General features: G+C 71.1%; 14 protein-coding genes and 1 pseudogene. 1 reads left to right on the top strand and 14 read right to left on the bottom strand.

All coding sequences use genetic code 11. From position 1 onward, the window contains the following. Positions 1-110: 110 nt before the first annotated feature. The 13 genes and pseudogenes from HYQ63_RS30290 to proS form a co-directional block, all read right to left on the bottom strand. Positions 111-419, bottom strand: coding sequence for a DUF2469 domain-containing protein (locus HYQ63_RS30290; protein ID WP_009714730.1), 309 nt, complete (start codon positions 417-419; stop codon positions 111-113). Positions 420-458: 39 nt separating this feature from the next. Next, on the bottom strand, positions 459-977 hold the full coding sequence (locus tag HYQ63_RS30285) for an NUDIX hydrolase (protein WP_257232248.1): 519 nt from the start codon (positions 975-977) through the stop codon (positions 459-461). Further along, positions 970-1725, bottom strand: a complete 756-nt coding sequence (gene lepB, locus HYQ63_RS30280) for a signal peptidase I (RefSeq protein WP_179937002.1) — start codon at positions 1723-1725, stop codon at positions 970-972. Before lepB (HYQ63_RS30280) ends, HYQ63_RS30285 begins: the two co-directional genes overlap by 8 nt. A 91-nt stretch (positions 1726-1816) precedes the next feature. Continuing rightward, positions 1817-2869: a signal peptidase I gene (lepB, locus tag HYQ63_RS30275; protein ID WP_257232247.1), complete on the bottom strand. Its 1053-nt coding sequence runs from the start codon at positions 2867-2869 to the stop codon at positions 1817-1819. Then, positions 2775-3864, bottom strand: a pseudogene (gene lepB, locus HYQ63_RS30270) (signal peptidase I); the annotation flags it as partial. The gene lepB (HYQ63_RS30275) and the pseudogene lepB (HYQ63_RS30270), both read right to left, overlap by 95 nt. Continuing rightward, a complete protein-coding gene (lepB, locus tag HYQ63_RS30265; RefSeq protein WP_179937000.1) occupies positions 3857-4696 on the bottom strand; it encodes a signal peptidase I in 840 nt (279 codons plus the stop codon). The gene lepB (HYQ63_RS30265) and the pseudogene lepB (HYQ63_RS30270), both read right to left, overlap by 8 nt. A 62-nt stretch (positions 4697-4758) precedes the next feature. Continuing rightward, a complete protein-coding gene (rplS, locus tag HYQ63_RS30260; protein ID WP_123106328.1) occupies positions 4759-5109 on the bottom strand; it encodes a 50S ribosomal protein L19 in 351 nt (116 codons plus the stop codon). Positions 5110-5242: 133 nt separating this feature from the next. Beyond that, positions 5243-6085, bottom strand: coding sequence for a tRNA (guanosine(37)-N1)-methyltransferase TrmD (gene trmD, locus HYQ63_RS30255; protein WP_063728299.1), 843 nt, complete (start codon positions 6083-6085; stop codon positions 5243-5245). Beyond that, positions 6082-6633: a ribosome maturation factor RimM gene (gene rimM / locus HYQ63_RS30250; RefSeq protein ID WP_179936999.1), complete on the bottom strand. Its 552-nt coding sequence runs from the start codon at positions 6631-6633 to the stop codon at positions 6082-6084. The genes trmD and rimM overlap by 4 nt, the downstream gene beginning before the upstream one ends. Positions 6634-6716: 83 nt before the next feature. Next, positions 6717-6956 carry an RNA-binding protein gene (locus HYQ63_RS30245; RefSeq protein WP_003958958.1) on the bottom strand — a complete coding sequence of 80 codons (240 nt, stop codon included), beginning with the start codon at positions 6954-6956 and terminating at the stop codon, positions 6717-6719. A gap of 2 nt (positions 6957-6958) precedes the next feature. Continuing rightward, entirely contained in the window at positions 6959-7402 is a 444-nt protein-coding gene (rpsP, locus tag HYQ63_RS30240) for a 30S ribosomal protein S16 (protein ID WP_009714739.1), read from the bottom strand. 155 nt (positions 7403-7557) lie between these two features. Beyond that, complete coding sequence (locus tag HYQ63_RS30235) at positions 7558-8151, bottom strand: hypothetical protein (RefSeq protein ID WP_009714740.1); 594 nt, start codon at positions 8149-8151, stop codon at positions 7558-7560. A gap of 257 nt (positions 8152-8408) precedes the next feature. Beyond that, a complete protein-coding gene (gene proS / locus HYQ63_RS30230) occupies positions 8409-9824 on the bottom strand; it encodes a proline--tRNA ligase (RefSeq protein ID WP_179936998.1) in 1416 nt (471 codons plus the stop codon). Between the two features lie 308 nt (positions 9825-10132). Here proS and HYQ63_RS30225 point away from each other — a divergent pair, with 308 nt between their 5' ends. Next, complete coding sequence (locus tag HYQ63_RS30225) at positions 10133-10978, top strand: SAM-dependent methyltransferase (protein WP_179936997.1); 846 nt, start codon at positions 10133-10135, stop codon at positions 10976-10978. A gap of 189 nt (positions 10979-11167) precedes the next feature. On the opposite strand, the gene ffh is transcribed toward HYQ63_RS30225, so the two are convergent. Next, a complete protein-coding gene (gene ffh, locus HYQ63_RS30220) occupies positions 11168-12733 on the bottom strand; it encodes a signal recognition particle protein (protein WP_179936996.1) in 1566 nt (521 codons plus the stop codon). Between the last annotated feature and the right edge of the window lie 403 nt (positions 12734-13136).

Here is a 13136-nt window from a genome sequence, read left to right as displayed (position 1 = left end):
GAAGAGTGAGCCGACCCCGAAAGTCAGCCCTCCCGGAAGATCGTCCGGGATGGGCCGGGATCGGCCGGGACCGATCCCGGAAGGTCAGACCAGAAGGTCAGCCCGGCGGATCAGCCCCCCGGAAGATCGAGGTCGCTCTTGTTCAGCTCCTCGATATTCACGTCCTTGAACGTGAGCACGCGTACCTGCTTGACGAACCGCGCCGGTCGGTACATGTCCCAGACCCAGGCGTCCGCCATCGACACCTCGAAGAAGACCTCACCCTGGACCGAGTGCACCTGCATCTCGTAGTCGTTGGTGAGATAGAAACGGCGCTCGGTCTCGATCACATATTTGAACAGACCGACGACATCGCGGTACTCCCGGTAGAGCTTCAGCTCCATCTCGGTCTCGTACTTCTCGAGGTCCTCGGCGCTCATGGCATGTTCCCCTTCAGCCGTGCGTCCCCCCATTGTGCGTCAGACGCGCTCAGTCTCCAGGATCACCGGTGTACTGGGCGGTCCCTCGTCGAGCAGCGTACGCAACAGTTCCACGAGCCGGGTCGGGTACACCGGCTCGGTCGCCCCGGCCAGCTCCTCCAGCGTCCACCAGCGCAGCCCGGTCACGCTGCGCCGCTCCAGCTCCGTCAACCCCTCCGGGCGGGTCGTGGTCTGCTCCGTACGGGCCAGGTAGTACCACTCGTCCTGGTCCCAGCGGCGGCCGAAGAACGGGAAGGAGCAGGTGCGCCGCCACAGCAGCGGGCCGAGGCGGACATCGGTGATCCCGGTCTCCTCCGCCAGCTCGCGCAGGGCGGCCTGCTCGCGGCTCTCGTCGCCCTCCAGCCCGCCGCCCGGGGTGAACCACCAGGTCAGCGAGGGGTCGTCCGGTTCGAATCCGTGCAGCAGCAGGACCCGGTCCGCCGGGTCGAGCAGCACCACCCGGGCGACCTTCCGCAGCGGCGTCACGTCCGCGCCGGTCTCACCGGCCCCGTCAGCCACTGGCCGCCACCTTCTCCCGCGTCTCGTTCCGCCGAGTGGTGCCGCCTCCCAGCCGGCGCGCGACCGGCCCGTAGGCCGCACCTCCCAGGATGAGCACGGCACCGGTCAGGACCGAGACCGAAACGAGCCGGAGCGGGCCGGGCTGCGAGACCCCGCCCGGCAGTTCCTTGAACACCTCCGGGCGCCCCATCATGCCGAAGGACCCCAGCGGCCAGGCGGTGGCGTCCACCCGGGCCGTCACGGCGTCCGTGGGGACGGCTCCGTGACTGCTGTCGGTGAGGTGCACCCGGGAATCGAGGGAGTCGCTGCGGTGGTCGCCCATGAGGAACAGGCGCCCCTTGGGCACGGTGGCTGAGAACCGGGTCATCGAGGCCGGTTCCTTGGCCTGAAGATACGGTTCTTCGAGTGTCTTGCCGTCCACGGTGATGCGGTTCTGCTTGTCGCAGCACACGACCTTGTCGCCACCGACGCCGATGACCCGCTTCACCATGGGCAGGGCGCCCCAGATCTCGTCCTGGAAGACGACCACATCGCCGCGGCGCACCTCACCGCCGTCGATGCGCTCCGCGAGCACCCGGTCGCCCTTGCCGATGGTCGGCGACATCGAGTCCGTCGGGACGCTGTACGGCTTGTAGAGCACCGCGCCCCAGGCGAAGCCGCCCAGGAACAGCACACAGCCGACGGCCACCGCCAGCCCGGACAGCACGGCGCCCAGCCTGCTGCCCCCCGCCCCTCGGGCATCGCTCATCCCAGTGCTCCCACCGTGTCCAGCAGACATAGAAGGTCATGTTCCACATGCCCTGTGGCACGGGATCGCACCTTACCCGCGGTACGGGGCGTCAGTCAGCCGTCCCCCGCACCTTCGCCTCCCGCCTGCGACGACGCCACAGCACGATCGGCACCGCGCCCGCGAGCCCGAGCGCCGAGGGGGCCATGGAGGCCGCCGCGCTCAGCCCCGGCTGGTCGAAGGTGCCCGGGATCGACAGGGCGGACCAGCGGTTGACCGGCCAGGCGACCACGATCGCGCGCCCGACGACGTCGTCCACCGAGACGGTGCCGTTGTGCAGGTTCTGGTGGTAGCGGGAGTCCAACGAGTCCTGGCGGTGGTCGCCCATGACCCAGATCCGGTCCTTGGGCACCTTGACCGGGCCGAACGGCTTCTCGTCACAGGGCGTGTTCCCGGGGAAGATGTACGGCTCGTCCAGCGCCTTGCCGTTGACCATCACGTTGCCGCCGCGCTTGCACGAGACCGTGTCCCCGCCGACCGCGATCACGCGCTTGATCAGGTCCTTCTCATCGGCGGACGGCATCAGGCCGACGCGGCTGAGCGCCTCCTGGATGCCCTCGGCGATCGGGCCCGAGTCCTGCGTCTGGGTCTCTCCGAGCCAGCCGCCCGGGTCGTGGAAGACGACCACCTCGCCGCGCTCCGGCTTCGAGCCGAACCAGGGGGTGAGCTTGTCCACCAGCACCCGGTCGCCTCGCTGGAGCGTGTTCTGCATCGAGTCGGACGGGATCGAGAACGCCTGCACCAGAAAGGTCTTGATCAGCAGCGCCAGCACCAGCGCGATGAAGATCAGGATCGGCAGCTCCTTCCAGAAGGAGCGCACCTTCCGCCCCTTCGCGGGCCGCCGCCCGGCGCCGGGCTGCTTGCTCTCCTCCTCGGAGCCGGTCTCCCGCTCCGCACCGGCCCCGGGCCCCGGCGGGGGCGGACCGGTGGGTCCGGAAGGGCCGGAGGGCGGCGTATCAGCCGATTCCGCCGTGGGAGCGCCTCCCGGTGCCGGGGACGCCCCGGACGCTTCCGGTGCCTGGTCCGCGGTCCCCTCTCCCCTCGTCCCGGGCCGCCTCTCGGGCTCTTCGTGACCGGATCGGGCGCCGACCGCCAAGTCCCCCACATTCACTCCTCACGCCGCTGCCGCCTGCTCCACGAACGGCGCAGGCCCACCACTCCCATAACGAGCGGGAGTTCCGCAGGGGTCGGGAGCTGGATCATTCCTTGCTGATCCATGGGGGACAGCCTATGCGGCGCACCGCTCACCTGTGTCGCCCCACTCGGCGCGTCCCGCACGGACGCGTACGTTCCGGGCTCCTCCAGCTGTCGCATGTGACCGAACGGCCATGCGATCACCACGGCGCGGCCCACCACGCTCTCGTCCGCGACGGTGCCCTGGTACGCCTCGTCGAGGTGCACCCGGGAGTCCGCCGAGTTGGACCGGTGGTCGCCCATCATGAACATCCGCCCCGCGGGGACGGTCACCTTGAACTTGCGCTGCGACGGCGCGTTCCCCGGGTACAGATACGACTCGTTCAGCGGTGTCCCGTTGACCGTGACCCTGCCGTTCCCGTCACAGCATGCCACCGTGTCGCCGCCGACCGCGACCACCCGCTTGATCAGGTCCTGCTCGTCCGACGAGGGCAGCAGGCCGATGAAGGTCAGGAACTCCTTGCCCTGCTTGATGACCGGCGGATCGTCCTTGGGCGGCTTCCGCTCGTCCTCCAGCCAGCCGCCGGGGTCCTTGAACACCACCACGTCCCCGCGGGTCGGCTTGGAGCCGAACCACGGGGTGAACTTGTCGACCAGCACCCGGTCGCCGATCTTGATCGTCTGCTCCATCGAGCCGGACGGGATCACGAACGCCTGCACCAGGAAGGTCTTGAGGACCAGCGCGATCACCAGCGCCACACCGATCAGGATCGGTATCTCCCGCACGGCGGAACGGCGTCTCCTGCGCTTGATCCGCTGCTGCACCCGGCGCCGCTCCGCGCGCGTGGCGAGCCGGCGCTGTCCCGGCTCGCGCGACGGCGCGGCGGCGGGGGCGGTGCCAAGGCCGAGGCCCGCCCGGCGGGTGCCGGAACGGGCCCCGGAGCGGGGACGTCCGCGGTTACCCATGCGCACCGCCCGGGACCGCGCCCGGTGCCCCGCCGGGCCCGGGGACGTGGGCGAAGGCCTCGGGGCCCCGGATGCGGGACCACCGGCCGAACGGCCAGCCGATCCAGTCGGCCCGCCCGATCACCTGGTCCACGGGGACGGTCCCGCCGCCCGGCTCGCCGAGGTGGTCACGGGAGTCCCGGGAGGCGCTGCGATGGTCGCCCATCACCCACAGCCGCCCTTCGGGCACGACGGTGTCGAACGGCACCTGGGAAGGGGTGTCCCCGGGGTACAGATAGTCCTCGTTCACGGGCCGCCCGTTCACCTCGATCCTCCCCCGCTTGTCGCAGCAGGTGACCCGGTCACCGCCGACGCCCACCACGCGCTTGACGTAGTCGGTCTCGGCGGGCTCGGCGAGTCCGACCGCCGCGGCCGCCTTGCGCAGCACACCGGTCACCGGGTTCCCGGACGGCTCCTCCTGGAGGAAGGAGCCGGTGCCGTCGAAGACGACAACGTCGCCGCGGCGCGGATCGTCCCCGAAACGGTATGCGAGCTTGTTCACCAGCACCCGGTCGCCGGGGCGCAGGGTGTTCTCCATGGAGCCGCTGGGGATCTGGAACGGCTGCACCACGAACCCGCTCACCAGCAGCACCAGCGCCATGGAGACCGCCGCGAGGAGCGCGGCGCGCCGCCACGGCCGGGCGCCGGGCGCCCCCGCCCGCGGGCGACGCCCGGCGGGGGGCTGCTCCGCGGAGGGCTCCTCCGGGGTATGCGAAGAGCGCGATCGCTCCTCGTGCTCCGGGCCGGAACAGGAGGAGCGATCGCGCTCCGCGAGCCGTCCTTCGATGTCCATCGGGCGAGAGCCTATCCGGCCCGGCCGGGACATCCGACGGGAGCTCAGTAGTCGAGCAAAACTCAGCTGGTGCGCTTCTCCTTGATCTTCGCGGCCTTGCCGCGGAGGTCACGCAGGTAGTACAGCTTCGCACGGCGCACGTCACCGCGGGTGACGACCTCGATCTTCTCGACGATCGGAGTGTGCACCGGGAAGGTGCGCTCGACGCCGACGCTGAAGCTCACCTTGCGGACGGTGAAGGTCTCACGCACGCCGGAGCCCTGGCGGCGGATGACGACGCCCTTGAACTGCTGGACACGCGAGCGGTTGCCCTCGATGACGCGGACGTGGACGTTGACCGTGTCGCCGGGGCGGAAGGTCGGGATGTCGCTGCGCAGCGACGCGGAGTCGACGTTGTCGAGCAGGTGAGACATGATCGTCTGCTTTCTTCGCTGATGCCACAGGTCATCAGCGGCATATCGGAATGTTGATTCGGAGTGCCGCCCTCATCGGGTGAGCGTCGGTCCCCCTGTGGCAGGGGCGCACGCCCGGACGTACGGCAGCGGCCTATTCTTCCACGGCCCGGTGCGGCCGCCCAAATCGGGCCCGTCCCCCGGTTTCGCCCGCCCCCGGCAGCTCCTCCCAGCCGAGATCGGCCAGGAGCGCGCGGTCATGCTTGTCGAGCGTCGCCGGGTCGCAGCGTTCGATCAGATCGGGGCGGTGGGCGCTGGTGCGGCGGAACGCCTCGTCCCTGCGCCACCGGGCGATCTTGCCGTGATGGCCGCTGACCAGCACCTCCGGGATGCCCCGGCCGCGCCACTCGGGGGGCTTGGTGTAGACGGGCCCCTCCAGCAGATCGGCCATCGCGCCCGGGGCGAAGGAGTCGTCCTGGTGCGACTCGGCGTTGCCCAGCACACCGGGCAGCAGCCGGGCGACGGCCTCGGTGATCACCAGGACCGCGGCCTCGCCGCCCGCCAGGACGTAGTCGCCGATGGAGACCTCGTGGATCTCCAACCGCTCCCCGTACTCCTCGATCACCCGCCGGTCGATGCCCTCGTAGCGCGCCGGCGCGAAGACCAGCCAGGGGCGCTCGGACAGCTCCACCGCGAGGGTCTGGGTGAACGGGCGGCCGCTCGGGGTGGGGACCACCAGCGTCGGCTTGGGCAGCCCCTCGCCCTCGCCCGACGCGATGATCGTGTCCAGCGCCTCGCCCCAGGGCTCGGGCTTCATGACCATGCCGGGGCCGCCGCCGTACGGGGTGTCGTCCACCGTGTTGTGCCGGTCGTGCGTCCAGGAGCGCAGGTCGTGCACGCGGACGTCGAGCACGCCGCGGGCGCGCGCCTTGCCGACCAGCGAGACGTTCAGCGGCTCCAGGTACTCCGGGAAGATCGTGACGACGTCGAGCCTCATGACGACGTCTCCTCACGGCCGGTGGCGATCTCCGCCTCGGCGTCGTCCAGGAGTCCCGGCGGCGGGTCGATGACCGCGCGCTGCTCCTCCAGGTCGATCTCCGGCACCATCTCGGAGACGAACGGGATCATCACCTCGCCGCCGTCGGGCCGCTTCACGATCAGCAGGTCCTGGTACGGCAGATGGGAGATCTCGGAGATACGGCCGACCGCCGTGCCGTCCACGGTGACCACGTCGAGGTCGATCAGCTGGTGGTCGTAGAACTCCTCGGGGTCCTCCGGGACCTCGTCGGGGTCGACCTCCGCGATGAGCAGCACGTTGCGCAGCGCCTCCGCGCCCGTACGGTCCCGCACTCCCTCGAAGCGCAGCAGCAGCCGGCCGCTGTGCACCCGGCCGGTCTCGATGGTCAGCGGTCCGGCCGAGGCGGGCTCGGTGGCCAGCACGGCGCCCGGGCCGAGCCTCAGCTCGGGCTCGTCCGTGCGCACCTCGACGGTGACCTCGCCCTTGATGCCGTGGGCACGGCCGATCCGCGCGACAACCAACTGCACGATGCATGTCCCTTTCACGCACACGGGCCGGGGACGGCCCAAAGCCCTCCCCGGCCCGTGCCGGTGCTCCTATTGATCGCCTCTCAGCTGACCTGATCCACGTCGACGAGGTCGACGCGGATCCCACGGCCGCCGATGGCGCCCACGACGGTGCGCAGCGCGCGGGCGGTACGGCCGTTACGGCCGATCACCTTGCCCAGGTCATCAGGGTGGACCCGGACCTCGAGCACGCGTCCGCGACGCAGGTTGCGCGAGGCGACCTGCACGTCGTCGGGGTTGTCGACGATGCCCTTCACCAGGTGCTCGAGGGCTTCCTCGAGCATCCTCAGGCCTCGGTCGACGCGGTGGACTCAGCAGCCTCGGCCGCCTCGTCCGACTTCTTCTCGGACTTCTTCGCCTTCGGGGTGATGGCCTCACCCTTCGGCTCGTCACCAGCGTCCTTGGCCGCGGCCTCGAACAGGGCGCGCTTGTCGGCCTTCGGCTCGGCGACCTTCATCGGAGCCGGGGCGGGCAGGCCCTTGAACTTCTGCCAGTCGCCGGTGACCTTCAGGATGGCGAGCACCGGCTCGGTCGGCTGGGCGCCGACCTTCAGCCAGTGCTGCACGCGGTCCGAGTCGACCTCGATGCGCGACGGGTTCTGCACCGGGTGGTACAGGCCGATCTCCTCGATGGCCCGGCCGTCACGGCGGGTGCGGGAGTCGGCGACGACGATGCGGTAGTGAGGCGAACGGATCTTGCCCAGACGCTTCAGCTTGATCTTGACTGCCACGGGAGTGGTGTCTCCTGGTCTTGACGTGGTTGAGCACTGCGAAGTGCCGCGTGGGGTTGCGGTACCCGAGTGCCCGATGGACGCGTCAGCCGGAGGAGAGAGGGGTCCTGGTCGGCTGTCGAGTACAGCGGACCATTCTGCCACACCGTGACCGGTCAGCCGACCGCGGCCACCGCGTCCGGAATCCGGAACGGCTTCCCGCAGCCACCGCACATGATCGGCGCCTGGGCCAGCACCGACGGAACGACGCGGACGTTGCGCCCGCAGTCGCACACCGCCTTGACCCGGACGCCGCCCCCGGACGAACCGTGCCGCGCCGCGGGGCCGCGGAAGGCGCGGGAGGTCTCGGCGGCGGTCGCGACGGTGTGCGCCTTGAGGGCGCGGTGCAGCCTGTCGATCGTGGTCCGATAGCGCTTTCTCGCCTCGGGACTGAGGGTGACCAGCGAGAAGCCGCTGCTGGGATGCGGCTCCTCGGAGTGGTCAAGACCCAGCTCCTCGGCGATCGCCAGGAACCGGCGGTTGTGGTAGCGGCCGGCGCGCGAGGTGTCACGGACACCGCGGGCTGCGGCGATGCCATGGACTGCCTCGTGCAGCAGCCGTTCGAAGGAGAGCTCGGCGCCACATGCGGACGACGACTCTCCGATCAGCGATTCGGGCGCGGCGAGATCTGGCAGCTCGGGGTGGTGCCGTTGAATGTCGGCCCACGCCTGTGCCAGCTCTGCGGCGAGTACAGGTGGTGTCGTGCTCACGTCGTGCTAACGAGCAGGAGCCGCCCGGTGTTCCGATTCCGGGGCATCTCAAATAATTTGCACGTACCAGTCAGTTCAGCGCTGATGCGTCGCGACGAGGGCGGGTGCGCACATGCATGGATGAGCCGCCCACGGCGCACCAAGGCGGTACGTACCACCTCGTACGGCCCGCCCGTAGACGCCAGGCCCGCCCGCGGACACCGGCTCGCGGGCCCCGCGTCGCCCGGTGGCCGCTCGGTGCCGCTCGGAGCCACCGCTCAGTAGGCGCGCGCCACATAGGCGACGTTACCTGGCGCGTCATCGGCGTCCGGCACCGCCCCGTCCTCGGTGACCAGACACCGTACGGACACCGCCCGCTCGGCGAGCGCGGCCTCACCCTCCGGCCCCAGGTCGGCCCACCGGATGCGCGCCCAGCCGCCCGCGGCCGCCGCCTCCGCGGCCTCCTCCACGGTCCGCGCCTCCACCGTGCGCGCCGTGCGACGCTCCCACGCCTGGCGCAGCAGCAGCGCCTGGTCCTCCTCCAGCGCCTTCGGCACCGCCTCGGCCAGCAGGTCGGTGCGCACCGGCTCCTTGCCGCCCGGGATCCGCCGGGCGAGCGTGGCGGTACCGGCCTCCAGATCGCGCGGGCCGATCTCGACGCGCACCGGTACGCCCCGCAGCTCCCAGTCGACGGCGCGGCGGCCGAAGGGGATGTCGGTGCGGTCGTCGACCTGTACCCGGACGCCCGCCGCCGCCAGCCGGTCGCCCGTCTCGCGGACCGCGGCCAGCACCGCGGGGTCGCCCTTGACCGCGAGGACGACGGCCTGGACCGGGGCCAGCCGGGGCGGCAGCCGCAGCCCGTCGTCGTCGCCGTGCATCATCACCAGCGCGCCGACCATGCGGGTCGTGCTGCCCCAGGAGGTCTGCCAGACCAGCTCCTGCTCGCCGTCCCGGGACAGATAGCGGGTGTTGAAGGCGCGGGCGAAGTTCTGGCCCAGCTCATGGCTGGTACCCAGCTGGAGCGCCTTGCCGTCGCCCATCATCCCTTCGAGGGTGAGGGTGTTGACGGCGCCCGCGAAGCGCTCCCGGGCGGTCTTGCGCCCCAGGACGACGTCCATGGCGAGTACGTTCTCCATGAAGTCGGCGTAGACGTCGCGGTGGATGCGGGCGGCGAACTCCCGGGCGTCCTCGTACGTGGCATGGGCGGTGTGGCCCTCCTGCCAGAGGAATTCGGTCGTCCGCAGGAACAGCCGGGGCCGCAGCTCCCAACGCACCACATTGGCCCACTGGTTGATCAGCAGCGGCAGATCGCGGTAGCTCTGCACCCACTTCGAGAAGTACTCGTTGACGATCGTCTCGGAGGTGGGCCGGACCACCACCGGCTCCTCCAGCTCCTTGCCGCCGCCATGGGTGACGACCGCGAGTTCGGGCGCGAAACCCTCGACGTGCTCGGCCTCCCGCGTCAGATACGACTGCGGGATGAAGAGGGGGAAGTAGGCGTTCTGGACGCCCACCGCCTTGATCCGGGCGTCCAGGTCGCCCTGCATCCGCTCCCACAGCCCGTATCCGTACGGTCGGATGACCATGGTGCCGCGCACCGGGCCGTTCTCGGCCAGCTCGGCCTTGTTGATCACATCCTGGTACCAGCGCGGGAAGTCCTCCGCGCGCGGGGTGAGAACGGGTGCCTTGGCCATGCGGCCGATCGTACGGCGGCGGCGCGGCCGACCGCGGCGAATATCGCCCGGGGGCGGCCGCGGCGCCCTGGGGCGGGCCCGGGAGCGGGGCGGACGTGACCGCGTGCGGGGGCGCACGGAGGGGGCACGCAAGCACGGCCGTGAAAGCTCTGGACGCGGGGACGGATGCGGAGTTCTCTGGCATACGGGGGTGGGACGCGACGAGCGGGTGTCCTGTGGAAGAGCCCGGCACCATCCACACGGCACCCCCTGGCGCACAACGGCGGATCTGACGACGGCACTGCTCTTCGCTGATTGGGGCCCTTTCGATGACATCTACGCTCGTACGGCGGCGCCGCCCGCACCCCTCCCCGCCGCGCACGGCGGACCCCCACGCCCGCGCCCGCGACTGGGCGGAGATCCAGGAGCGGATGCTGGTGCCGCTGTACGAGGCCGTGTACGAACGGCTGGACATCGGCGCCGGAACGCGGCTGCTGGGCCTGGGCTGCGGCTCCGGGCTCGCCCTCCTCATGGCGGCCGGGCGCGGCGCGGACGTCTGCGGGGTCGACACGGACGGGCCGCGCCTCGCGCTGGCGCGGGAGCGGCTGGCCGACCCGGTGCGGCTGGGCCTCGGCGGTCCGGAGTCGGCGTGCGCGCGGGAGGCGGCGGGGGCGTCCGGGTTCACGGTGGTGACCGCCTTCGAGCCACTGCCCGCCCTGGCGGCGGGCGGCCCCGGCGGGCTCGCCGCGGCGGCGTCCTCGCTCACGGCGGCCGCGGCGCTCGCCCAGCGCGGCGGCGCGGTGGTGCTGGCCGGGTGGGGCCCGCCGGAGCGGTGCGCCACCTCATCGGTGCTCCGGGTGGGCGCCCGGCTCGCCGACCCGATGTGCGCCCCGGCGCGCTGGCGGCCGTGCGGCCGCGACGACCTGGAGACGCTCGCGGAGCGGGCCGGGCTGCGGCCGGACGGATCGGGGCGGGTGGCCTGCCCGTTCGGATACGCCGACCTGGACAGCGCGGTGCGCGGACTGCTGTCGACGGGGCTGTTCGACGCGGCGGAGCGGGCGACCGATCCGACGCAGGTGCGCAAGGAGATGGCGGAGGCGCTGCATCCGTATCAGCGGGCTGACGGGACGGTGTGGATGCCGAACGTTCTGCGGTATCTGATCGCGCGGGCGTGAGGGCCTGCGAGCGTAACCGGTTCGCACACTCGCTCGTTGGAACCCTTGCCCGGTGGAAACGCAGCTTGGTCTCCGCCATCGCGGAGGTGATCCGGGCAACCAGCGGTGCGGCAACCCGATGAAGCGCCGCTCCCCGCCGCTCTGCGGGGTCTTCCTGGGTGGGGCGCACGTGCGCCCCACCCAGGAGCGTCACTTCGGGGGAAGGAAGTTCTTGAACTCCTGCGGCAATTCGAAGTCCTCCGCGCCCTGACCGCTGCCGGGCATACCGAACGCACCCCCCTGCTGGCCTGACGCCCTGCGCTCGGCCGCCTCCCGCTCCTGCTGTGCCCGCTTGAGCGGATTGCCCGAACGCTGCTTGCCCTTGGCCTTCTTCTGCTGCTTGCCCTTGCGCTTGGCGCTGCCGCCGCCACCCGGCATGCCCGGCATCCCGGGCATCCCCGGCATGCCGCCGCCCTGGGCCATCTTCGACATCATCTTGCGCGCGTCGAAGAACCGCTCCACCAGGTTCTTGACCGCGCTCACGTCGACGCCGGAACCACGGGCGATACGGGCGCGGCGGGAGCCGTTGATGATGTTCGGGTCCTGGCGCTCGGACGGCGTCATCGACTTGATGATCGCGGCCGTGCGGTCCACGTCCTTCTCGTCCAGATTGTTGATCTGGTCCTTCATCTGGCCCATGCCCGGCAGCATGCCGAGCAGCTTGGAGATGGAGCCCATCTTGCGGACCTGCTCCATCTGCGCCAGGAAGTCGTCGAGCGTGAACTCCTTGGGGCCCTTCGCCAGCTTGGCCGCCATCTTCTCGGCCTCTTGCTGGCTGAAGGTCTGCTCGGCCTTCTCGATGAGGCTGAGCATGTCGCCCATGCCGAGGATGCGGGACGCCATGCGGTCCGGGTGGAACGCGTCGAAGTCGTCCAGCTTCTCGCCGTTGGAGGCGAACATGATCTGACGGCCGGTGACATGCGCGATGGACAGCGCGGCACCGCCGCGCGCGTCGCCGTCGAGCTTGGAGAGCACCACGCCGTCGAAGCCGACGCCGTCGCGGAACGCCTCCGCGGTGTTCACCGCGTCCTGACCGATCATCGCGTCGACGACGAACAGGACCTCGTCCGGGCTGACCGCGTCACGGATGTCCGCGGCCTGACGCATCAGCTCCTCGTCGATGCCGAGGCGGCCCGCGGTGTCGACGATCACGACGTCGTGCTGCTTGGTGCGGGCGAACTCGACCGAGTCCTCGGCCACCTTCACCGGGTCGCCGACGCCGTTGCCCGGCTCCGGCGCGAACACCGCGACGCCCGCGCGCTCGGCGACCACCGAGAGCTGGTTGACCGCGTTGGGGCGCTGGAGGTCACACGCGACGAGCAGCGGCGCGTGGCCCTGCCCCTTCAGCCAGCGGCCGAGCTTTCCGGCGAGCGTCGTCTTACCGGCGCCCTGGAGACCCGCGAGCATGATGACCGTCGGGGGCTGCTTGGCGAAGCGGAGGCGGCGGGCGTCGCCGCCGAGGATGCCGATCAGCTCCTCGTTGACGATCTTGATGACCTGCTGGGCCGGGTTCAGCGCCTGGGAGACCTCGGCGCCGAGGCTGCGCTCCTTGACCTGCTTGATGAACGACCGTACGACGGGCAGCGCCACGTCGGCCTCGAGCAGGGCGATCCGGATCTCGCGCGCCGTGGCGTCGATGTCCGCCTCGGACAGGCGGCCCTTGCCCCGGAGGTTCTTGAAAGTCGCTGCGAGGCGATCGGAGAGGGTATCGAACACGGTGGTCGCGAATCCTTCGGTCGGATGTCGGGTCGGCGGTCGGCCTCCAAGGGTATCCGCACGTTGAGGTAACGGTCTGCCCCCGGGCGTGTGCCGTCCGGACGGACGATGCCTTATCCCCACCCCGCCCCTTCCCGAACCGGGGCTCCGCCCCGGCCCCCGGGTGGGGGCTCCGCCCCCACACCCCCGCCGGGGCTCCGCCCCTGGACCCCGCTCCTCAAACGCCGGAGGGGCTGGGATGTCCCTGCCGGGGCTGGGGGTGGGGCATCGCCCGGGCGCCGCTCGGTGAACGCCGGACGGGCTGAGATGGGCCGCGGGTACCGGGGCGCTCCTGGCGAGGCTGGGGATGGGGCTCCTCTGGCCCCGGGCACCGCTCCGTGAACGCTGGACGGGGTCCGGTTCG

This window comes from Streptomyces sp. Rer75 (assembly GCF_013414305.1).
Lineage (GTDB): Bacteria > Actinomycetota > Actinomycetes > Streptomycetales > Streptomycetaceae > Streptomyces > Streptomyces himastatinicus.
The sequence above is the reverse complement of the archived record's forward strand: the minus strand, read 5'-3'. Positions and strand labels throughout refer to the sequence as shown.